The organism is Cupriavidus sp. 05L310, from assembly GCF_056398185.1.
In genome coordinates this window covers 54,929-75,181 of the sequence record NZ_JBFTOX010000047.1, presented here as the reverse complement: position 1 = coordinate 75,181, position 20,253 = coordinate 54,929, and the positions used below count along the sequence as shown (strand labels likewise).

Below are 20,253 nucleotides of genomic sequence, written 5' to 3'. Positions count from 1 at the left end.
CTCAAGCGCGCCATCGACCTGCAGATGAACCACGGCAAGACCACCATCATCGAAATCATGTGCACCCGCGAGCTGGGCGACCCGTTCCGCCGCGATGCGCTCGCCAAGCCCGTGCGCATGCTCGACAAGTACAAGGACTACGTTTGAGCGCCAAGTCTGTAAGCGCGTGAACATCCGTCGCCCGGCCTTCCGGGCAACGGATGTTTCCGCCCCCCGCGGCAGGCGCCGCATGCGATACGCAACGCCTGCCGCAACCCGCACCGGCGTCATCCGGCGCGACCATGGACCCGGCGGCGAGCCAATCGCCGACCTACTATAGAAACCGTGGCGCGCGACCCTGTGCAGTGCAGGAGACAACACAGTGATTACCGAACAGCAGCAATCAAGCGGCCTGAAGCACGGGCTGAAGCAGCGCCACATGACCATGATCGCGCTGGGCGGCGTCATCGGCGCCGGCCTTTTCGTCGGCAGCGGCGTGGTCATCAAGTCCGCCGGCCCCGCCGCCGTCATTTCCTTCCTCATCACCGGCCTGCTGGTGGTGCTGGTCATGCGCATGCTGGGCGAGATGGCGTGCGCGCTGCCCACCGTGGGTTCCTTCTACGAATACGCCCGCGAGGCCTGGCGCGACCGCCCGGCCATGGGTGAACTCGCCGGCTTCCTCACCGGCTGGATGTACTGGTATTTCTGGGTGATCGTGGTCGCGCTGGAGGCCGTGGCCGGGGCCACGCTGGTGCAGTTCTGGCTACCGGACGTGCCCGCCTGGACCATCAGCCTGGTACTGCTGGTGATGCTCACGCTGACCAACCTGATCTCGGTGAAGTCCTTCGGCGAGTTCGAGTTCTGGTTTGCCTCGATCAAGGTGGCTGCCATCGTGGTGTTTCTGTTCCTGGCCGGCCTGTTCGTGCTCGGCATGTGGCCCGCCACCACCGCCAGCGTCGCCAACCTCACCGTGCACGGGGGCTTTGCACCGAACGGGATCATGCCGGTGCTGACCGGCGCGGTAGCGGCCACGGGGTTCTACTTCGGCGCCGAGATCGTCACCATCGCCGCGGCGGAAACCGCCGAGCCGCAAAAGGCGGTGGCCAAGGCCACTAGCTCCGTCATCACCCGCGTGCTGGTGTTCTACGTGGGCTCGGTACTGCTGGTGGTGTGCCTGGTGCCGTGGAACTCCGTCGGCATCGCCACGCCGTACGTCAGCGCGCTCAAGGCCATGGGCATCCCGGCGGCGGCGCAGATCATGAACGCCGTGGTACTGACCGCGGTGCTCTCGGCGCTGAACTCCGGACTGTACGCCTCGTCGCGCATGCTGTTCGCGCTGACCAAGCGTGGCGATGCGCCCAAGGGGCTGGCCAAGCTGAGCCGCAACGGCGTGCCGGTCCGGGCCATCCTGTTCGCCACGCTGTTCGGCTACGGTGCGGTGGTGATGTCCTATGTGTCGCCGGACAAGGTGTTCGCTTTCCTGGTCAACTCCTACGGCACGGTCGCCATCTTCGTCTACATCCTGATCGCCTTCTCGCAACTGCGCCTGCGCGCCCGCCTTGAGCGCGAAGCGCCGGAGCGGCTCAAGGTGCGGATGTGGGCCTTTCCCTACCTGACCTGGGTCGCCATCGCAGGCATGGTCGGGATCGTGGTCGCCATGGCCTTTATCCCCGATCAGCGCACTCCGCTGCTGCTCGGCGTGGCCAGCCTGGGCATCCTGCTGATCGCTTATGCCGTGCGCCAGTTGTGCCGCAAGCACGCGATCACCGCCGCACCGATGGGCGAGGTGCGGCGGGCTGACTGACACGCCCATCGCCCGATCCGCCCGATCCGCCGGCTCCACCTGATCCGGCTTCCGCGATGCGCGCCATCGCGGATTCGCTCCCGGCAAGTCCGCATTGCCTGCCGCCGCGTTTTGCCGCAGCGGCAGGCCCGCGCCTGCCCGGCCGCTTTCAAACTACCTGGCTGCCGCCATGACCGCAAACACCCTACCCGCCATTCCCCAGTCCGCCTTCGCGCGGACCCGCGCCCTGCTGCCCGGCTTCATGCTGTGCGGCGTGATCGGGCTGGCCGCCACCTTTGTCTCCGAGCACTACGGCGGCCCGCAGTTCCTGTATGCGCTGCTGATCGGCATCGCTTTCCACTTCCTGACCGAGAACGCCAGATGCCTGCCCGGCATCGAGGTCTCGGCCAAGAAGCTGGTGCGGGTCGGCGTGGCGCTGCTGGGCGTGCGCATTGCCGCCAGCGACGTGGGCGACCTTGGCCTGTCCGGCGTCGCCGCGCTGATCGGAGCGGTGGTGCTGACCATTTCCTTCGGCGTGCTGCTTGCCCGCGCGCTCAAGCTGCCGCCCATGCTCGGGCTGCTCTCCGGCGGCGGCACCGGCATCTGCGGCATCTCCGCCACGCTGGCGATCTCGTCCACGCTGCCGCAAACCGCCGAGAACGAGCGCTACACGCTGCTCACCGCCATCGGCATCGCCGCTTTCTCCACGCTGGCCATGGTGCTGTATCCGCTCATCGTCACGCACCTTGGCCTCGGCCGGCACGAGGCGGGCCTGTTTCTCGGTGGCTCGATCCACGATGTGTCGCAGGTGGTCGGCGCGGGCTACATCATCTCGCCGCAGGTGGCGGATGCCGCCACGCTGGCCAAGATGTTCCGCGTGGCCATGCTGATGCCGGTGGTGGTGATGCTGGCGCTGGTCTTCCACGCGCGCCGCAAGAAGAGCGCCGTGGCCGGCGGCGCGCGGGCGCCGCTGATACCGGTTTTCCTGCTGGTGTTTGCCGCGCTGGTGCTGGTCAACAGCCTGGGCGGCATTCCGCCGGCCGTCGCGGCGGGGTGCTCCGAAGTCTCGCGCTGGTGCCTGGTGATCTCGATCGCCGCGCTGGGGGTGAAGACCTCGTTCCAGAAGCTGGCCGAACTCGGCTGGAAGCCGATCGTGCTGATGTCCGCCGAGACGGCGTTCGTGGCGCTGTACATGCTGGGCGTGGTGTACCTGATGCGCAGCTTCGGGTGAGCCGGTGGCCGCTGGCCCAAACGATTTACGGGATCTGGCCCTACAGCATTGCGCGCCACCTCACTATGCTGACGTCATAAGGCGCACAGGTCCGCGCAACGCGCGAATCACACACAACATCAAGGAGATCCAAATGGCAAATACCCCCGTCACCGAGGCCACCCTGCAAGCATTCAGCGACGCCTGGAACCGGCACGATATCGAAGCGCTGATGCGCTTCATGGCCGAGGACTGCGTGTTCCACGCCGTGGCCGGCAGCGAGCTGTTCGGCCGCAGCTTCGCAGGCCGCGAGGCGGTGCGCGAGGGCTTCCAGCTGGCATGGCAGGCTTTCCCCGACGCGGCATGGCTCGACGGCGAGCATTTCGTGGCCGGCGAGCGCGGCGTGAGCGAATCCACCTTCCGCGGCACGAAGGCGGACGGCACCCGCATCGAGGCGCGCATGGTGGACGTGTTCACCTTCCGCGACGGCAAGATCGCGGTGAAGAACGCGTACCGCAAGGACCGTCCGCCCGTCGCGGCGAACGGCGCAGGCAACTGAATCCGGCACCCCACAGAGGGCACACGAGGAAGACAGACATGGATGCCACCGCCGCAAGACTGATCCTGCCCGAAGGCCACGCCACCGCGCCTTCGAAGCCGTACGACCCGGCCTACGACCCGCTGGTCGCGCCCACGCCCGGGCAGGGCCGCGAGTACGCCCCCACCTACTGGATCGGCACCGCCGGCGAGCCGCCGCCGGACGACGGCCCGGTCACCCACGATATCGACGTGGACGTGGCCATCATCGGCTCGGGCTTCACCGGCCTGACCTGCGCGATCTTCCTCGCGCAGGAGTATGGCATCAAGGCCACCGTGCTGGAAGCCAACCGCGTGAGCTGGGGTTGCAGCACGCGCAACGGCGGCCAGGCACAGTGCGCCTCGGGCCGGCTCAAGCGTTCGCAGTGGATCCAGCGCTACGGCCTGGATACCGCGCTGCGCCTGCATGAGGAAGTGTGCGACGGCATGGAGACCTTCAAGGGGCTGATCAAGGACATCGACTGCGAACCGCAGCCGGGCGGCCACCTGTACATCGCGCACCGGGACAAGGTCATGCCCGCGCTGGAAAAGGAAGCCAGGATCCTGCGCGACGTCTTCAAGTACGACGCGCGCATCCTCGACGCCGATACCGTCAAGCGCGAGTACGTCGACGACAAGGAAGCCGCCGGCGCCATGCACGAACCCGAAGGCATCGGCATCCATGCCGGCAAGCTGGCCTTCGGCTACTTGCGCAAGGCCCGCGCGCTGGGCGCCAAGGTCCACCCATCCAGCCCCGTGACGGGCTGGGAGACGCGTGGCGGCGTGCATTACCTGAAGACGCCCGGCGGCATCGTGCGCGCCCGCGCGGTCGCCGTGGCCACCGGCGGCTACACCTCGCCGCACCTCCATGCGCAACTGAAGAACCGCCTGTTCCCGATCCTGTCGAACTCCATCGTCACCCGGCCGCTGACGCCGGCCGAGCGGGAAGCGTGCAATTTCCGCACGACGCAGGTCATCACCGATACCCGCATCCTGCGGCACTACTACCGCCTGATGCCGGATGGCCGCCTGCAGATCGGCAGCCGCAGCGCCATCACCGGCAACGATGCGCCGCAGCATAAATACAAGGACAAGCTGGTCAGCGACCTGCACCGCAAGTTCCCTGCGCTCCAAGGCATCCAGATCGACTATTCTTGGTGGGGTTGGGTCGATGTGAGCCATGACATGATGCCGCGCATCTTCCAGCCGGACCCGGCCCAGACCATTTACTACGCGATGGGCTACGGCGGCAACGGCGTGATGTACTCCGCGCAGGCCGGCAAGCGCATGGCCGCGCTGATCGCGGGCAAGAGCGCGGGGCCGGAACTGCCGATCTTCCGCTCGGCGCTACCGTTCCCGAACGTGCGGGAGATGGTCGAGGCACAGGCTTTCGCGCCGTTCCGCCGGTTCGGGCAGTGGTTCCTGTATCGCTGGTATCACATGAAGGACGAAGTCATCTGAAACCGGAAGTGCGACCAAAGCGGCACCGTCCAAGACCGCCATCCCCACCAAAAGACGAGGAGCCAGGCATGGGCCGAGGCCATCATTCCGTACCACCGCAGCCGGGCCGCCGTGGCGTGCTGCGCTCTCTCGGCGCGCTGGGCGCCGGCGCGGCGCTGGCCCACCCCGCGCTGCAGGCGCTGGCAGCCACCGCCGACGCGCGCATTGAACTTCCCTTCGAGAACGGCGAGCGCGAGCTGGTGGCCTTTCCCCAGAAGCGTCCGCTGATCCTGCTGACCAGCCGGCCGCCGCAGCTGGAGACCCCGTTCGGCGTGTTCAACGATGGCCCGATCACGCCCAACGATGCGTTCTTCGTGCGCTACCACTGGAGCGGGATTCCCACCCGCATCGACCCGCAAACCTACCGGCTGCGCGTGGGCGGCAAGGTCAATGCGCCGCTGGAGCTCTCGCTCGACGAGATCAAGCGGCTGGCCTCCCCGGTGGACCTCGTGGCGGTCAACCAGTGCTCGGGCAACAGCCGGGGCTTTTTGTCGCCGCGCGCCAACGGCGGCCAGCTCGGCAACGGCGCCATGGGCAACGCGCGCTGGACCGGCGTGCCCCTGAAGGCGCTGCTGGAGAAGGCCGGCGTGCAGGCCGGCGCGCTGCAGGTGAGCTTCGACGGCATGGACCGCCCGCCGCTGGAAAGCGGCCCGGACTTCGTCAAGGCGCTGGCCATCGACCACGCGCTCGATGGCGAGGTCATGCTCGCCTGGGCCATGAACGGCGCGGACCTGCCCATGCTCAACGGCTTTCCGCTGCGCCTGATCGTGCCCGGCTACTACGGCACCTACTGGGTCAAGCACCTGTCCGACATCCAGGTACTGGACAAGCCGTTCGACGGATTCTGGATGAACGCGGCCTACCGCATCCCGGACAATCCCTGCGCCTGCGTGGCGCCCGGCACGGCGCCCGCGCGCACGGTGCCGATCAACCGCTTCAACGTGCGCTCCTTCATCACCAGCCTGGCGGATGGCGCAACGGTGCGTGCCGGGCACCAGACCGTGCTGCGCGGCATCGCCTTCGACGGGGGCTATGGCGTCGACGAGGTGGCCGTGTCGACCGATGGCGGCCGCACCTGGCGCGCTGCGCAACTGGGCAAGGACCTGGGCCGCTACTCCTTCCGCGAGTGGACGGCGGCGTTCACGCCGCCGAAGAAGGGCGAGTACGAACTGAAGGTGCGTGCCGGCAACCGCATCGGCCAGAGCCAGCCCCTCACCGCCCTGTGGAACCCGGCCGGCTATATGCGCAACGTGGTGGAAACCACGCGCGTGGTCGCGGCATGAAGGAGGCAGCCATGCAACCCGTCAAACCGACCCGCCCCCACGCTGCCGTCCTTGCTCTCGCGGCCCTTGCCGCCATCGGCGGCGCACCCGCCGCGCGCGCGCTGGAAATCACGCTCCCGCCGGAAACCGCGCGCTACACGCCGAGCGAGCTGCCCGGCTATCGCCTGGTGCAGCAGAACTGCATGACCTGCCACTCGGCGCAGTACGTGCTGACGCAGCCGCCGTCGTCGCCGCGCGGCTACTGGGACGCCACGGTCAAGAAGATGAAGAAGCCCTTCGGCGCGCCCTTTCCGGACGAAGACATCCCGGCCATGGTCGACTACCTGACGAAGACCTACGGCGCGGAGCGCACGGCCTATGCAGGAAAGGCCGCGGCGCAAGCCAACGCGCCGGCACCGGCTGCCGCCCCGGCCGCGGGCGGCCACGATCCGCAGGCCCTGCTCACGGCCAATGGCTGCACCGCCTGCCATGCCGTCGACAAGAAGGTGGTGGGGCCGGCGTTCAAGGACGTGGCGGCAAAGTACGCGAACCAGCCTGGCGCCGCGGCGCTGGTAGCGCAGAACATCCGTGCCGGCGGCGCGGGCAAGTGGGGCCAGGTGCCGATGCCGGCCTACGCAACAATGACGACGGAAGACCTGCAAAGCCTGGCGGGCTGGATTCTCGGCCGCTAAGCACAAGGGGAGCACCCGCGGCCTCATCGCCTTCGCCTTGCCGCAGGCGTGGCGCGGGTCTGCTGGCATCCCCATTCCATCGGTGCGGGACTTCGCCCATAATCCGCCGCACAAGACCACGGCCGCCACAGCGGCCATAGCACGGGGAGCGGCATGGCAAGCATGGGCAAGGCGAACACTTTCTGGAACCGGCTGCTACAGCTATCCTCCGATTCCGGCGTCAGCCTGCAGGCGCAGCTGCGCCAGCAACTGGTGTCAGCCATCCTGGCGCGGCAGTTGCCCGAAGGCAGCGCCCTGCCCTCCAGCCGCGAGCTGGCGGCCACGCTGGGCATCGCCCGCAATACGGTGATCCTGGCCTTCCAGCAACTGGTGGAGGAACACTTCCTGGAGACCAGGCCGCGGCGCGGCTACTTCGTGGTTGAGCAGTTGCCCAGCGCGGTCAGGCCGGGCTCGGCGCCGCCACGCGCGGTGGGCACCCCCGCCCCCGAAGAGGCCGCGCAAGGCGGCCCGGACTGGGAGGCGCGCCTGCCCGACATGACCGGCAAGCGTGCCATCGTCAAACCCACCGAGTGGCAGAACTATCCCTACCCGTTTATCTACGGCCAGTTCGATCCCGCCCTGTTTCCCACCGCCGACTGGCGCGAATGCTCGCGCATGGCGCTGGCCGTGCTGGAGATCCGCGGCTGGGCCTCCGACCTGATCGACCGGGACGATCCGCTGCTGATCGAGCAGTTGCAGAAGCACATCCTGCCGCGCCGGGGCGTCTGGGCCAACCCGGACGAGATCATGGTCACGATGGGCGCGCAGAATGCGCTCTACCTGCTGGCCGACCTGCTGATGCAGGGTACGCGCGTGGGCCTGGAAGAACCGGGCTATAACGACGCCCGCCATATCTTCGGCATGCGCGCCCGCGAGGTGGTGCCGCTGGCGGTGGACGAGTCCGGCTTGTGCCCGGACGACGGGCTGGCGCAATGCGACTACGCCTTCATCACGCCGAGCTACCAGTGCCCCACCACCGTCACCATGCCGCTGGAGCGGCGCGAGACGCTGCTGCGCGAAGCGCGGCGCCATGACGTCGTGCTGATCGAAGACGATTACGACACGGAGAACCCGGCGCTGACCCAGCCAATCCCCGCGCTCAAGAGCCTGGACCGCGACGGCCGCGTGATCTATGTGGGTAGCCTGTCCAAATCCTTCGTGCCCGGCATCCGGCTTGGCTATATCGTGGCGCCCAAGGCCGTCATCCGGCAGGCGCGCGCGCTGCGCCGCTTCATGCTGCGCCATCCGCCGGCCAACAACCAGCGGGCTACCGCGCTGTTTATCTCGCTGGGCCACCACGACGCGCTGCTGCGGCGCGTGGCGCCGATCTTCCAGCGCCGCGCGGAGATCCTGCGCGATATGCTGGCGCGGCACTTGCCGCAGGCCCGGGCGCATAACTCGCCGGGGGCCTCTTCGTTCTGGGTGGAAGGGCCGCCGGGGCTCGATGCGCGCAAGCTGGCCGGGATCGCGCTGGCGCACGGGGTCATCATCGAGCCGGGGGATGTGTTCTTTTCCACCGATGCGCCATCGCCGCATTTCCGCATGGGCTATACGGCGATCGCGGATGAGCGGATCGAGGAAGGCGTCAAGCTGCTGGGGCAGCTGATCGGGCAGGCGATGAGGCAGTGAAAGCGCGTGTTCGCACCCGGGCGGCTTCGTCGAGCGCCTCGGGTACCCTGCCCATCCGCCTGAAGGTACCGAAAGAAACCGTAGCGCCTACTCGAACACCGGCCGGAAGAAGCTGCGCTCGTAGCTGACGATGCATTGCGTCTCCTGCGCGTAGCGGAAGGCCGCCTGGCACTCGGGATCGTCGAAGGACTTGTTGCGATACGCCTCATACAAGGCCAGGCTGGGGAAGGAGAACAGGGCGAGGGCCACGTTGCTGGCGCCTTCCGACGGCAGGAAATAGCCGTGATGCTGGCCGCCGAACTTCTCCACAAGCGGAATCCACAGCTTGCCGTAGTGTTCGAATTCCTTCAGCTTGGCCGGGTCGATGATGTAGCGCAGGTAGCAGGTGATCATTCTTGATAATGGTCTCGTGGTGGTCTTGCTGTGGTCTTGTCTTGACGATCCGGCCTTGTCCGCCGCCCGGTGTCAAACGTCAAATACGATGTCGTCCGTTGCCAACGCCCGGATAGGCCGCCCGAAGCTCGTAATCGCCGACAGCGTCGCATTATGGTGGCGCCGGATCAGCCCGGCGCTGGCGTGCGGCTTGTCATGCGTGGTGTGCGCGTCCGCGGCGAGCGTGATCGCGTAGCCCAGCCCGGCGGCGCGCCGCGTGGTGGTGTCCACGCAGAATTCGGTGGCATAGCCGCAGATCACCAGTTGATTCGCCTGCAGCCGATCCAGCAGCGCGGCCAGCCCGGTATCCAGGAAGGAATCCGGCGTGGTCTTGCGTATGCGATGGTCGTCCGCCTGCGCGGCCAGGCTCCGTTCCAGCGCCCACGCGGCCGAGCCGAACGGCATCGCGCCGGCGGCCTGCTCGTGCTGGACGAACACCACGGGCGCGCCGGCGGCGCGCGCGCATGAGATCAGGCGATTGATGCGGCCGAGCACGGCATCGGCTTCGGCTGGCCGGGGCGTGTCGTCGAACAGGCCACGTTGTACGTCGATGACGATCAGTGCGGTTTGCATCGGTGCGGATGGCGTCCGGTCGGTTGGATGTATCCGGCGTGCATCGGTCCGGATGAAAACATATCCCGTGGCGCCGGCAGGCAGCCGCCAGCATAAGCCACTGTCCGCGCCACGGCAATGCTGCACACCGGCCTGCCGCAGCAACCTCCCGATCAGTGCAGCGGCGGCGACGACAGCTTGCCGCTTCCGCCCGGCTGCCTGCCGCCTGCATTGCGCTCCAGGCGGATGGCCAGCAGCGCCACCGCCACCGCGGCCACCGGCACCAGCGCGGCGACCCAGGTCACGGCGCCAAGCCCCGGCCCACGGGTGATGACCACCCCGCCCAGCCACGCGCCAATGGCATTGCCCAGGTTGAAAGCGGCGATATTGAAGCTCGACGCCAGGCTCTGCCCGGCCCCGCTGGCGCGTTCCAGCACCCACATCTGCAGCGGTGCCACGGTGGAAAAGGCGGCCACGCCCAGCAGGCCGACGAAGACCACGCTCAGCACCTTGCTGTGCAAGGCGAAACTCATCAGGCCAAGCACCACCGCCAGCGCCAGCATGCTGCCGAGCACCGTGGCCTGCAGGTACCGGTCGGCCAGCTTGCCGCCGAGCAGGTTGCCCGCCACCAGCCCGACGCCGAAGACCAGCAGGATGGGCGAGACGGCGCTGTCGGCAAAGCCGGTGATCTGCGTCAGGATCGGCGCGATATAGGTGAACACCGCAAATACGCCGGCATAGCCCAGCACCGTCGTCAGCAGCCCTAGCAGTACCGGCCGGCGCATCAGCGCGCGCAGGTCGCGGCGCAGGTCGGGGGCTTCCGGCTTGTCGCGTTCGGCCGGCACCAGCAGTGCGATCACCAGCACCGCCAGCAAGCCGACGGCGGCCACCGCCCAGAAGCTGGCGCGCCAGCCGTACGCCTGCCCGAGCCAGGTACCAAACGGCACACCCAGCACGCTGGCCACGGTCAGCCCGGTGAACATCACCGCAATGGCCGAAGCGCGCCGCTGCGGCGCTACCAGCCCGGTGGCGACCACCGAGCCTACGCCGAAGAAGGTGCCGTGCGCCAGCGCGGTCAGTATCCGCGCGGCCATCAGCGTCTCGTAGTTCGGCGCCATCGCGCAGGCGGCGTTGCCGAAGGTGAAGATCACCATCAGGCCCAGCAGCGCGGTCTTGCGCGGCCAGCGGGCAGTAAGGGCCGTCATGACCGGCGCGCCGGCCACAACGCCGAGCGCGTAGCCGGAGATCAGCAGGCCCGCCGCCGCGATGGAGACGCCGAGGTCGGTCCCGACCTCGAGCAGCAAACCCATGATGATGAATTCGGTGACGCCGATGCCGAAGGCGCCGGCGGTCAGGGCATAGAGAGCTAATGGCATTGGAAGTGTGCGAAACAGGTTAGGTGCAATCCCGCGATCCGGCTACCGCCGGACCGGCGAAGTCCGGACGATGCATGGAGCGGAGTATGGGGATCGGGCCATTGGTGCGGTAGACTGCCCGAACGAACAACATTTATGAATTCAATTCACAATGTCGCGGCTTGATGTCAATCGCTCCGGCGAGATGGAAGTGTTCGTGCGGGTGGTGGAGCTGGGTGGCTTCTCGGCTGCGGCGCGAGCCTTGCGCATGACGCCGTCGGCCGTCAGCAAGCTGGTGGCGCGGCTGGAAGCGCGGCTCGGCGCGCGGCTGGTCAACCGCTCCACGCGCCGCATCGAGCTGACGGCGGAAGGCAGCGCCTTCTACGAACGCGCCGTGCGCGTGCTGGCCGACCTGGACGACGCCGAGCGCGGCGCCGCCGCCAGCGCCGTGCCCCATGGCCGCGTGCGCATCAACGCCAACGTGCCCTTCGGCGACCATTTCCTGCTGCCGCTGGTACCGGAATTCCTGGCGCTGTATCCGGAGATCCAGCTCGATATCGTGCTGACCGACCAGGTCATCGACCTGCTGGAAGAGCGCACCGATGTGGCGATCCGCGCGGGCGAACTGAAGAGTTCGCAGCTGGTGGCCCGCAAGCTGGGCGAGACCCGCATGGTGATCGTGGGCGCGCCGGCCTACCTGGCGCGGCGGGGCACCCCCGCCACCCCCGCCGACCTGGCCGTGCACAACTGCCTGAAACTGGGCTACGCGCGGGCGATCGAAGGCTGGCCTGTGCTGGAGAACGGGCAACTCAGGATGGTGGCGCCTATCGGCAATGCCATGACGAGCAATGGCGACGCACTGCGGCGGATCGTCGTGGGCGGCCTGGGGCTGGCCAGGATGGCTGAATTCCAGGCACGCGAAGACATCGCCGCCGGGCGGCTGGTGCCGCTGCTCGAAGCGTTCAATCCGGGCGACACGGAAGCGGTGCACGCGGTGTACCTTGGCCAGGGCCGCCATCTGCCCGCACGGGTGCGCGCGCTGCTGGATTTTCTGGCGGAACGCGTGCAGATGAAAAATTCCAGCGGCGCGTAGTGGCATATGTCCACAATGCGGCGGCCGTGCTCTGTGGAACGCGCTCCGTGGAATCGACGCCGCCCTTGCCCCAGCCGCGATGAAGACTCACGGGCGCGCCAGCGCTGCGGGCACCCGGATTCCGATCTCTCGAAACCCCTTCTTCCGGCCTGGCACCGACTTCTTCTTGCACTTCGCGCCATCGACGAGTTCGCCTCCGTCATCGCTCAGGATGATCAGCTGGTCCAGTCCGGGAACCTTGAACAGGGCTTCCGGATGCAGCGTTCCCAGACTGACGTCTGCTACGCGTGCGGGCGCGCTCGCCGTCTTGCCGGACCAGGTGTACAAGGCGAAATCGTCCGGACCGCCCTTTCCGTCATCGAATGGCCCGGCTACGATGGCGTAGCCGTTGCCCATATGCTCCATGCTGCGTATTCCCCGCCCGCCAAGATCCAGCGCAACCAGGTCGTCAAATTCCGGTGCCGAACCGCGCTCCAGCACGTCGGCCGGATTGCGCAGCTTCAGCGTCAGCGCCATGCCCGCCCGCCGCGGGTTTCGAAAGCCGATCACCAGCCCGCCATCCGGCGAGGCCGCCAGCCCCTCGATGTTCAAGCCGCGTGGGTCCTCCGCGGCGAACTGCGACGCCTGCGCCAGGATGTCGAATCGCTTGTCCGCAACGATCGCGCTCAACAGTCCGGCGTAGGGCGCCGACGCGGATGCCCTGACGCCGGGCACCGCGCCGGTCTCGATGACATCGGTCGCGAACAACCTGAAGCGCTCGGGCGCAATCCTGCCTTTGCCATCCCTGCTGTGCGAGGCAATCCAGTAGATCCGGTTGCCGATGCGCGCCGCGCCTTCGATGTCCGTTTCCTTCGCCTTGCCGTTTGGCTTGCGCCCGCCGAGATACTGCGTCAGGTCGACCCGGCCCACGCTTTCGGCAATGCCGCGGCGGTAGATGGTGAGGACGTCGGCCTCGTCGTCGGCCACGACGAAGTGGTTCTGGCCCAGCGCGACCGCCGCCGACGCATCGCAAATGCCGCGATAGACCATCGGCTGCTGCGCGAGCGCGGCTGGGATGGATTGCGCCAGCAACAGCACGATCAGGCAGGACACTTTGACTGGCAGGACTAGCCGCATTCCATTTCTCCGTCGGTCCGCGCCGGCGCGCGGACATGAATAAGCCGTGCCAGTTTATAGCGGCATCGCTACAACCCCTTTTCCACCATTTCCAGCAAACGCTGCCCGATCGCGTCCGCCTGTCCCGGCGCCATCGCCACCATGCGCAGCGGCCCGTCGATGACCAGCATGGACAAGCCATGCACGGCGGACCAGGCCAGGTATTCGGCACCGGCGCGGCGTGCGGCGGGCAGCACGCCGGCAGCCGTCATGCGGTCCAGCGCCGCGCCCAGCAACTGGAACGGATTCAGGCCGCTCTCGCCCGCCTTGGCGGGCACCGGCACGCCTTCCTGCTCATCCGGCACCGAGAATGCCGTGCGGAACAGGCCCGGTTCGGACAAGGCGAACCGCAGATAGCCGGTGCCGACCGCGCGCAGGCTGGCGCGCGCGTAATCCGCTGGCGCCGCCGCCGCGTCCAGCGCGGCAAGTTCGGTTTCCATCGCCACTGCCAGCAACGCCAGCGAGGCGGAACGCACGGCTTGCAGCAGGTCCTGGCGGCTGGCGAAGTGCCGGTACGCGGCATTGGGCACCACCCCGGCGCGCCGGGTGGCCTCGCGCAGCACCACCGCGTCCGGCCCGCCGTCGCGCGCCAGTTCCATGCCGGCTTCCAGCAATGCGCGCCGCAGGTCGCCGTGGCGATAGGTGCTGCGGGCCGGAGGGCCATCGGCAGGGCTGGCCGGGGCTTCGGAATCCGCCGGATCCAGGATGCGCGCAGTGCGCTTTGCGCCCGTCATTTCTTCTCCATGTGGACATCGTCCATTTTCTTGACTACCTTGGTGTTAGTGGACAGTGTACACAACGGATTCAGGCCATCACAGCCACGCATGCGCGGGCGCTGTTATCGCCCAATGGCCCAAAGGCCCAAAGGCCCAAAGGAGCACATGATGGTGCACGCATCCCCGCCCGCATCTCACCCGGGCAGTGAAGTGGAAGTCCGCGCCCTGGCCGATGCCTGGGTGAACGCCGTGCGTGCAAAGGACGCGGTTGCCATGATGCGCAACTATGCTGAAGACGTGATCATCTTCGACGTCGTGCCGCCGGCGCAGTCCCGCGGCGTGGCGCCATACCGCCAGCGCTGGCAGCAATGGTTCGACAGCCTGGATGGCCCCGTGGGCTTCGAGATGACCGGGATGCACCTGACGGCCAGCGAAGACCTGGCCTGTTGCTACAGCGTCAGCCGGGTAAGCAGCACCCCCAGGGGCGGCGCTCCCCAGGAAGCGTGGGTGCGCGCCACTGTCTGTTTTCGCAAGATCGGCGGTCAATGGCTGGTCGTGCATGAGCACGCATCGGTGCCGATCAGTTTCAACCCCTCAGCGTGAAAGCGCAAAAAAGGAGACAAGATGCTAGTCCAACCCTACCTGTTCTTTGAAGGCCGCTGCGAGGAAGCGGCTGAGTTCTACAAGCGCACGCTGGGCGCCGAAGTGATCATGATGATGCGCTTCAAGGAAGCGCCCCCGCCGGAGTCGCCCCCGCCAGAAGGCGCCTGCGGCCCCGCTGCCGGCAGCGAAGAAAAGATCATGCACATGTCCATGCGCATCGGCGAGACCACGGTGATGCTGTCCGACGGCCGCTGCACGGGCAAGCCCGACTTCCAGGGGTTCTCGCTGTCAGTGACCGTACCGGATATCGCCACCGCGGACCGCGTATTCAACGCCCTGGCCGAGGGCGGCCAGGTGCTGATGCCGCTTGGCAAGACGTTCTACTCGCCACGCTTCGGCATGACGACGGACCGCTTCGGCATGTCGTGGATGGTCATCGTCCTGGAGTCCTGAGTCCTGAGTCCAACCCACCCGGCGGTAGCTGCGCCGCTGCCCGCCTGACGGCATCCGACGCCGCCGGGCGGGCTTCCCATCTCCTCCTTCCCTGCGCCGCGCCAACTCAGTGGCCTGCCGGCGCACGCGCCGTTTTGTTGCGTTTTGTGTTTTTTATTGGCAAACTGTGGCAAACAGATACAGCGCCTCCCGGCGCGCTTTCTCCACAGGTGCCCCTATGTCCGCGTCTTATCGCCGCCCCGTTCCCGAGCACGCCCGCGTCGTCATCATCGGCGGCGGCATCATTGGCTGCAGCGTGGCCTATCACCTCACCAAGCTGGGCTGGAAAGACGTGGTGCTGCTCGAACAGGGCCAGCTCTCCTGCGGCACCACCTGGCACGCGGCCGGCCTGGTCGGGCAGTTGCGCGCACAGGAGAGCATGACCAGACTGATCCGCTATTCGACGCGCCTCTATAGCGAGCTGGAAGCGGAGACCGGACTGGGCACCGGCTGGAAGCAGTGCGGCTCGCTTTCGGTGGCGCGCACCGCCGAGCGCATGACCCAGCTCAAGCGCACGGCGGCGGTGGCGCGTGCTTACGGCGTGGATTGCGAGGTGATCTCCCCCCGCCAGGCCGGCGAGCTGTGGCCAGTGATGCGCACGGACGACCTGCACGGCGCGGTGTGGCTGCCTGGCGATGGCAAGGCGAATCCCACCGATCTCACCCAGGCGCTGGCGCGCGGCGCCCGCAGCCGCGGCGCGGTCATCGTGCAGGACACCAAGGTCACGGCGATCCATACCCGTGACGGCCGCGCCGCGGGTGTGAGCTGGCAGGACAAGCAGGGCGCGGGCGGCCGTATCGAGGCGGAAATCGTGGTGAACTGCGCAGGCCAGTGGGCCAGGCAGGTAGGCCGCCTGTGCGGCGTGACCGTGCCGCTGCATTCGGCCGAGCATTACTACATCGTCACCGAGCGCATTGCCGGCGTGCACCCGGACCTGCCGGTGATGCGCGACCCGGACGGGTTTATTTACTTCAAGGAGGAAGTGGGCGGGCTGGTGATGGGCGGTTTCGAGCCCAACGCCAAACCCTGGGGCATGCAAGGCATTCCCGAGCCGTTCGAGTTCCAGCTCCTGCCCGACGACTGGGACCAGTTCGAGATCCTGATGCAGAACGCGCTGCAGCGCGTGCCGGCGCTGGAAACGGCCCAGGTGAAGCAGTTCTGCAACGGCCCCGAGTCCTTCACGCCAGACAACAACTTCATCCTGGGCGAAGCGCCCGAGCTGCGTCACTTCTACGTGGGCGCGGGCTTCAACTCGATGGGCATTGCCTCGGCCGGCGGCGCCGGCATGGCGCTGGCGGAGTGGATCGTGGCGGGCGAGCCCACCATGGACCTGTGGCCGGTCGACATCCGCCGCTTCGCCGGCTTCAACGGCAACGAAAGCTGGCTGCACGACCGCGTCAAGGAAACCCTGGGACTGCATTACGCCATGCCCTGGCCCAATCGCGAACTCGATACCGCGCGGCCTTTCCGCCGCTCGCCGCTGTACGCCCACCTGCGCGACGCCGGCGCCAGTTTCGGCAGCAAGATGGGCTGGGAGCGGCCGAACTTCTTTGCGCCCGCCGGGGAGACGCCGGAGATCCGGTACGCGTTCGGCCAGCAAAACTGGCTGCCATGGAGCGGCGCCGAGCATCGCGCCTGCCGCGAGGGCGTGGCGCTGTTCGACATGAGCTCCTTCTCCAAGTACATCGTCAAGGGCGCCGATGCCGAGGCCGTGCTGCAGCAACTGATGAGCAACGACGTTGCAGTGCCGCCGGGGCAGACGGTCTACACCGCGATGCTCAACGAAGGCGGCACCTATGAGTCCGACCTGACCGTGACCCGGCTGGCGCAAGACCAGTACCTGCTGGTGACAGGCTCGGCGCAGACCACGCGCGATTTCAGCTACATCGAACGGCTGATCCCCGCCGACCAGCGTTGCGCCATCGTCGACGTAACCGGCCAGTACGCGGTGCTGGCGGTGATGGGACCGCGCTCGCGCGAGCTGTTGCAGAGCGTCTCGCGCGCGGACTTCTCCAGCGCGGCCTTTCCCTTCGGCAGCTCGCGCGAGATCGACCTGGGCTACGCCACCGTGCGCGCGACGCGCCTGACATATGTAGGCGAGCTTGGGTGGGAACTGTATGTGCCCGTGGAGTTCGCCGTAGGCGTCTACGAGACCTTGCACGCAGCGGGCAAACCGCTCGGGCTGGTCAATGCCGGCTACTACGCCATCGAATCGCTGCGCATCGAAAAAGGCTACCGCGCCTGGAGCCGCGAGCTGACCACCGGCATCCATCCCTTCGAGGCCGGGCTGTCCTTCGCCTGCAAACTGGACAAGCCGATTCTTTTCCGGGGACGTGAAGCGCTGCTGAAGCTGCGCGCGTCAGGCGGCGGCGCCCAGGTGAAACGGCGCGTGGCCGTGCTGACGCTGGACGGCGCCAGCCAGGCCATGCTGTGGGGCGGAGAGGCGGTGCTGCGCACCGGTCCGGATGGCACGGTACGCCCGGCCGGCTTTATCACCTCGGCGGCCTTCGGCCATACGCTCGGTTGCCCGGTGGGCCTGGCGCTGCTGCAGCGTGAAGATGGCGCGGCCAATGCGGAATGGATCGCCGCCGGCAAGTACCACGTTGACCTGGCTGGCGAATTAATACCTGCCAGCGTGCATCTGCGGCCGCCTTACGATCCGGGCAACGCCAGGGTCAGGGTGTGATGCGCTGATGCGCGCGGTGAAATGGCGTGCGGAGCGCCGGGGTGCCGCGTAACAGGAGCCGGACACTGGTGTCCAGCCGAACCGCGTGCGATGCCGGCACCCCGGTGGCAATGCTCAGCTTGACTTGCCGTCGGCGCCGGGAGCGGCAGCCGCTTGATTGGACTTCAGCGCGCAGGGGGTCTGCGCTTGCTGCTTCGCTTGCGCCTGCTTCTGGGCGCGAGCGCGCTCGATGACGGTCCAGTCCGGACCGGCAAGGGCCGGCAACGAGGAAGCGAGGGCGGTGACGCTAAGCAGCGCCAGCACGATGGTTTTCATGATTTGTCTTGAGACAGGAATAGCAATCGGGGATCTTGATACTTGCTGGCCAGCCCCCGGGCGAGGGAACCCAGGGGCCGGACCGGCCGCGCTGTATCAGGCGCTGGCCTGGCTGTTGGCTGCCGCGCCATGCGCCGGCGAAGCCGACACGCCGGACAGGTCGCGGCCGGCAAGTTCCAGAGCCGCGGAGACGCCGCCATGCGCGCCGTCCGTGAACGGGTCGCGGCGGTCGTTGGCACGCGCACCGTCGGTAAACGCATCGCGGCGGTCATTGACGCGTGCGCCGTCGGTGAACGGGTCGCGCTTGCCGTTGTGCAGTGCGTAGCCGTACTTGTCGCCGGCGCTGGTGCTATCTTTCGGACCCGTTGCGTTGGCTTGCGTCGATGCCAGTACGCAGACACCGAAGGCGGCTGCGGAAACGAGGGTCGTGAAGAGCTTCTTGTTCATGATGCTGCTTGATTCCAGAATTTGGCGGCACTTTCCACTTAACGTGGAGCGGGATAGGCGGATCTGCGTCCCGCATGTCGTCTGTTTCGCCTTTTGATCTGCACCGGCGCGATGAGCAGCGCGGTACAGGTCCATAGTGTAGTCACGGCGAATCATTCCCGTGATGAATTAAACGTCTCGTCTTCAGTCGTTTTTTTCACAATCCACAACCAGGCGAAGTCCTTTGCCGCAACGGGGCCGGCGCCCGCCGGCGGCTCGCTGATCTTCTGTACGTTCACCACGTATATGCAGAAGTACCTGATGAACTCCGCGGGCATGTCCATCAGGACGGCAAGCACGGCGATGACCGGCTGCCTGTTCCTCTACATGTGCATGCAGCCGCTGTCCGGCGCCTTGTCGGACCGCATCGGCCGGCGCAGCAATATGCTGGCCTTCGGCGCGCTCGGCGTGGGACTTGCCTATGCCATCTCCAATGCGATCTTCGGCGGCTCGGCCGAATACGTGACGCTGGCCTTGAAATCGGCGGGGCACCAATCGTCCTTCTACTGGTACGTGACGGCAATGATGGCCCTGGCGTTCGTGGTCAGCTTGCGCCTGCCACGGGAAGCCAGGCACCTGCGCCACGAGGATTGAGGCGAGCGGCGGGAAGCGCTAGCCCTCGCACCCCCATGCCTGCAATTGTTCAGCAGTCGCGCCCGCGCCGCCGCAAACGATGACCAGCACATCCGTTGCCGCCATCACCGCCGCCGGCCGTTGCTCCAGGGCAGCCAATGCCGCGCCGCACGCCGGCTCCACGACGATGCGGTGCTCCGCCAGGAAGCGCAGGCATGCGCTGACCGCGGCCTTGTCCGAGACCACCTGGCTGACGATCGGATGCCGCGTGGACCACTCGACCGCCTTGTCGCAAGGGCGCTTCGCCCCCAACGAGGTCGCAATGCTGGTGACTGCCGGCAGTTCCACCGGCGCGCCTGCCGCCAGCGAGGCCGCGTAGGATTCGGCGCCAACGGTCTCGGCCGCAATGACCGGCACGTCGCCCCAGCCGTTCCGGTGCAGCCCGACGAGCACGCCGCACAGCAAGCCGCCGCCACCCACCGACAACACCACGGCGCCGGGCTTGATGCCGGTGGCAGCGACCTCGTCGATCATGGTCGCGTGGCCTTCCCAAAGCAGGGGATCGTCGAAGGGATGGATGAATGCGTAGTCCTGCTTCATCAACGAGAGCGCGTGATCGTTTGCCTCGCTCCATGCGCGTCCGTGAACGATCAGTTCGGCGCCTTCCATGCGGATGCGCTCGCGCGCCGCGGCGGATGTGCTTTCGGGCACGACGACAGTGACCGGCACGCCGAGAAGCCGCCCGCTATAGGCGACGGCAATGCCGGCATTACCGCCGGAAGAGCAGACGAAGTGCTTTGCCCCCCGCGCCTTGTGGACCCGGCAAGCATGGCCGATTCCCCTCGCCTTGAACGAGCCGGGGGGCTGAAGCGCTTCCATCTTGAACCACACCGACCGGCCCAGCCGCTGCGAATAGGACGTGGATCTCAGCAGCGGCGTGACGATATGCAGGTCAGGTTCGTGCGCTGCCCCGCCAGGGGCGCCCGGCAGTGCGTGGTCAGAATGGGACATGTGAAGCGTGTTGGTTCGGCAATGAGGGATGCTGCATGGTAGGAGCCGGACCGCCATGCGGTCAAATGCTTGCTGAATGCGGAAGCTATACTTTCAAGGCATAGGCCTGGCACC

19 protein-coding genes and 1 pseudogene are annotated in these 20,253 nt (G+C 67.3%); 12 read left to right on the top strand and 8 right to left on the bottom strand.

From position 1 onward, the window contains the following. The first annotated feature begins 418 nt into the window (after positions 1-418). The 7 genes from AC1DS6_RS29440 to pdxR all read left to right on the top strand — a co-directional run bounded on the left by AC1DS6_RS29440 (position 419) and on the right by pdxR (position 8,670). Positions 419-1,783 (top strand): amino acid permease, encoded by a 1,365-nt coding sequence (locus AC1DS6_RS29440; protein ID WP_441633257.1) that lies wholly within the window; start codon positions 419-421, stop codon positions 1,781-1,783. Between the two features lie 169 nt (positions 1,784-1,952). After that, positions 1,953-2,993 (top strand): YeiH family protein, encoded by a 1,041-nt coding sequence (locus AC1DS6_RS29435; protein ID WP_441633249.1) that lies wholly within the window; start codon positions 1,953-1,955, stop codon positions 2,991-2,993. A 133-nt stretch (positions 2,994-3,126) separates the two neighbouring features. Further along, a complete protein-coding gene (locus AC1DS6_RS29430) occupies positions 3,127-3,531 on the top strand; it encodes a nuclear transport factor 2 family protein (protein WP_441633247.1) in 405 nt (134 codons plus the stop codon). Positions 3,532-3,569: 38 nt separating this feature from the next. Beyond that, positions 3,570-5,009: an NAD(P)/FAD-dependent oxidoreductase gene (locus AC1DS6_RS29425; RefSeq protein ID WP_441633245.1), complete on the top strand. Its 1,440-nt coding sequence runs from the start codon at positions 3,570-3,572 to the stop codon at positions 5,007-5,009. Between the two features lie 68 nt (positions 5,010-5,077). Continuing rightward, entirely contained in the window at positions 5,078-6,331 is a 1,254-nt protein-coding gene (gene sorA, locus AC1DS6_RS29420) for a SorA family sulfite dehydrogenase catalytic subunit (protein WP_477103711.1), read from the top strand. A gap of 11 nt (positions 6,332-6,342) precedes the next feature. Beyond that, on the top strand, positions 6,343-7,002 hold the full coding sequence (gene sorB / locus AC1DS6_RS29415; protein WP_441633241.1) for a SorB family sulfite dehydrogenase c-type cytochrome subunit: 660 nt from the start codon (positions 6,343-6,345) through the stop codon (positions 7,000-7,002). Positions 7,003-7,155: 153 nt separating this feature from the next. Further along, positions 7,156-8,670, top strand: coding sequence for a MocR-like pyridoxine biosynthesis transcription factor PdxR (pdxR, locus tag AC1DS6_RS29410; protein ID WP_441633239.1), 1,515 nt, complete (start codon positions 7,156-7,158; stop codon positions 8,668-8,670). 87 nt (positions 8,671-8,757) lie between these two features. Here pdxR and AC1DS6_RS29405 read toward each other — a convergent pair whose 3' ends face one another. From AC1DS6_RS29405 to AC1DS6_RS29395, 3 genes are all read right to left on the bottom strand, one after another. Next, a complete protein-coding gene (locus tag AC1DS6_RS29405) occupies positions 8,758-9,063 on the bottom strand; it encodes an NIPSNAP family protein (RefSeq protein ID WP_045243050.1) in 306 nt (101 codons plus the stop codon). 72 nt (positions 9,064-9,135) lie between these two features. Beyond that, positions 9,136-9,675, bottom strand: a complete 540-nt coding sequence (locus AC1DS6_RS29400) for a cysteine hydrolase family protein (RefSeq protein ID WP_441633237.1) — start codon at positions 9,673-9,675, stop codon at positions 9,136-9,138. Positions 9,676-9,827: 152 nt separating this feature from the next. Next, positions 9,828-11,030 carry an MFS transporter gene (locus tag AC1DS6_RS29395; protein WP_477103710.1) on the bottom strand — a complete coding sequence of 401 codons (1,203 nt, stop codon included), beginning with the start codon at positions 11,028-11,030 and terminating at the stop codon, positions 9,828-9,830. 151 nt (positions 11,031-11,181) lie between these two features. On the opposite strand from AC1DS6_RS29395, the gene AC1DS6_RS29390 reads away from it, so the two are divergent. Beyond that, positions 11,182-12,102 carry a LysR family transcriptional regulator gene (locus AC1DS6_RS29390; RefSeq protein WP_441633233.1) on the top strand — a complete coding sequence of 307 codons (921 nt, stop codon included), beginning with the start codon at positions 11,182-11,184 and terminating at the stop codon, positions 12,100-12,102. Between the two features lie 87 nt (positions 12,103-12,189). Here the strand turns inward: AC1DS6_RS29390 and AC1DS6_RS29385 are convergent, their stop codons facing one another. After that, the gene (locus AC1DS6_RS29385; RefSeq protein ID WP_477103709.1) at positions 12,190-13,218 is read right to left on the bottom strand and encodes a DUF3616 domain-containing protein; all 1,029 of its coding nucleotides are present in this window, start codon (positions 13,216-13,218) and stop codon (positions 12,190-12,192) included. Between the two features lie 68 nt (positions 13,219-13,286). Beyond that, a complete protein-coding gene (locus tag AC1DS6_RS29380) occupies positions 13,287-13,991 on the bottom strand; it encodes a TetR/AcrR family transcriptional regulator (protein WP_477103708.1) in 705 nt (234 codons plus the stop codon). 150 nt (positions 13,992-14,141) lie between these two features. On the opposite strand from AC1DS6_RS29380, the gene AC1DS6_RS29375 reads away from it, so the two are divergent. From AC1DS6_RS29375 to AC1DS6_RS29365, 3 genes are all read left to right on the top strand, one after another. Continuing rightward, positions 14,142-14,576 (top strand): YybH family protein, encoded by a 435-nt coding sequence (locus AC1DS6_RS29375; protein ID WP_477103707.1) that lies wholly within the window; start codon positions 14,142-14,144, stop codon positions 14,574-14,576. 21 nt (positions 14,577-14,597) lie between these two features. Then, positions 14,598-15,029 (top strand): VOC family protein, encoded by a 432-nt coding sequence (locus AC1DS6_RS29370; protein ID WP_441633225.1) that lies wholly within the window; start codon positions 14,598-14,600, stop codon positions 15,027-15,029. 217 nt (positions 15,030-15,246) lie between these two features. Beyond that, positions 15,247-17,754 carry a GcvT family protein gene (locus tag AC1DS6_RS29365; protein WP_477103706.1) on the top strand — a complete coding sequence of 836 codons (2,508 nt, stop codon included), beginning with the start codon at positions 15,247-15,249 and terminating at the stop codon, positions 17,752-17,754. Between the two features lie 114 nt (positions 17,755-17,868). Here the strand turns inward: AC1DS6_RS29365 and AC1DS6_RS29360 are convergent, their stop codons facing one another. Then, a complete protein-coding gene (locus AC1DS6_RS29360; RefSeq protein ID WP_428180234.1) occupies positions 17,869-18,069 on the bottom strand; it encodes a hypothetical protein in 201 nt (66 codons plus the stop codon). A 96-nt stretch (positions 18,070-18,165) separates the two neighbouring features. Then, positions 18,166-18,516 carry a hypothetical protein gene (locus AC1DS6_RS29355; protein ID WP_441633221.1) on the bottom strand — a complete coding sequence of 117 codons (351 nt, stop codon included), beginning with the start codon at positions 18,514-18,516 and terminating at the stop codon, positions 18,166-18,168. Between the two features lie 177 nt (positions 18,517-18,693). Between AC1DS6_RS29355 and AC1DS6_RS29350 the strand changes: the two are divergent. Beyond that, positions 18,694-19,149, top strand: a pseudogene (locus AC1DS6_RS29350) (alpha-ketoglutarate permease); the annotation flags it as partial. Positions 19,150-19,167: 18 nt separating this feature from the next. Here AC1DS6_RS29350 and AC1DS6_RS29345 read toward each other — a convergent pair. Continuing rightward, entirely contained in the window at positions 19,168-20,139 is a 972-nt protein-coding gene (locus tag AC1DS6_RS29345; protein ID WP_477103705.1) for a pyridoxal-phosphate dependent enzyme, read from the bottom strand. Positions 20,140-20,253 lie beyond the last annotated feature (114 nt).

Excerpts from the sequence above, each read along its gene's own strand:
- AC1DS6_RS29440 (WP_441633257.1), top strand. The coding sequence starts at position 419 with ATGACCATGATCGCGCTGGGCGGCGTCATCGGCGCCGGCCTTTTCGTC.
- AC1DS6_RS29435 (WP_441633249.1), top strand. The coding sequence starts at position 1,953 with ATGACCGCAAACACCCTACCCGCCATTCCCCAGTCCGCCTTCGCGCGG.
- AC1DS6_RS29430 (WP_441633247.1), top strand. The coding sequence starts at position 3,127 with ATGGCAAATACCCCCGTCACCGAGGCCACCCTGCAAGCATTCAGCGAC.
- AC1DS6_RS29425 (WP_441633245.1), top strand. The coding sequence starts at position 3,570 with ATGGATGCCACCGCCGCAAGACTGATCCTGCCCGAAGGCCACGCCACC.
- sorA (WP_477103711.1), top strand. The coding sequence starts at position 5,078 with ATGGGCCGAGGCCATCATTCCGTACCACCGCAGCCGGGCCGCCGTGGC.
- sorB (WP_441633241.1), top strand. The coding sequence starts at position 6,343 with ATGCAACCCGTCAAACCGACCCGCCCCCACGCTGCCGTCCTTGCTCTC.
- pdxR (WP_441633239.1), top strand. The coding sequence starts at position 7,156 with ATGGCAAGCATGGGCAAGGCGAACACTTTCTGGAACCGGCTGCTACAG.
- AC1DS6_RS29405 (WP_045243050.1), bottom strand. The coding sequence starts at position 9,063 with ATGATCACCTGCTACCTGCGCTACATCATCGACCCGGCCAAGCTGAAG.
- AC1DS6_RS29400 (WP_441633237.1), bottom strand. The coding sequence starts at position 9,675 with ATGCAAACCGCACTGATCGTCATCGACGTACAACGTGGCCTGTTCGAC.
- AC1DS6_RS29395 (WP_477103710.1), bottom strand. The coding sequence starts at position 11,030 with ATGCCATTAGCTCTCTATGCCCTGACCGCCGGCGCCTTCGGCATCGGC.
- AC1DS6_RS29390 (WP_441633233.1), top strand. The coding sequence starts at position 11,182 with ATGTCGCGGCTTGATGTCAATCGCTCCGGCGAGATGGAAGTGTTCGTG.
- AC1DS6_RS29385 (WP_477103709.1), bottom strand. The coding sequence starts at position 13,218 with ATGCGGCTAGTCCTGCCAGTCAAAGTGTCCTGCCTGATCGTGCTGTTG.
- AC1DS6_RS29380 (WP_477103708.1), bottom strand. The coding sequence starts at position 13,991 with ATGACGGGCGCAAAGCGCACTGCGCGCATCCTGGATCCGGCGGATTCC.
- AC1DS6_RS29375 (WP_477103707.1), top strand. The coding sequence starts at position 14,142 with ATGGTGCACGCATCCCCGCCCGCATCTCACCCGGGCAGTGAAGTGGAA.
- AC1DS6_RS29370 (WP_441633225.1), top strand. The coding sequence starts at position 14,598 with ATGCTAGTCCAACCCTACCTGTTCTTTGAAGGCCGCTGCGAGGAAGCG.
- AC1DS6_RS29365 (WP_477103706.1), top strand. The coding sequence starts at position 15,247 with ATGTCCGCGTCTTATCGCCGCCCCGTTCCCGAGCACGCCCGCGTCGTC.
- AC1DS6_RS29360 (WP_428180234.1), bottom strand. The coding sequence starts at position 18,069 with ATGAAAACCATCGTGCTGGCGCTGCTTAGCGTCACCGCCCTCGCTTCC.
- AC1DS6_RS29355 (WP_441633221.1), bottom strand. The coding sequence starts at position 18,516 with ATGAACAAGAAGCTCTTCACGACCCTCGTTTCCGCAGCCGCCTTCGGT.
- AC1DS6_RS29345 (WP_477103705.1), bottom strand. The coding sequence starts at position 20,139 with ATGTCCCATTCTGACCACGCACTGCCGGGCGCCCCTGGCGGGGCAGCG.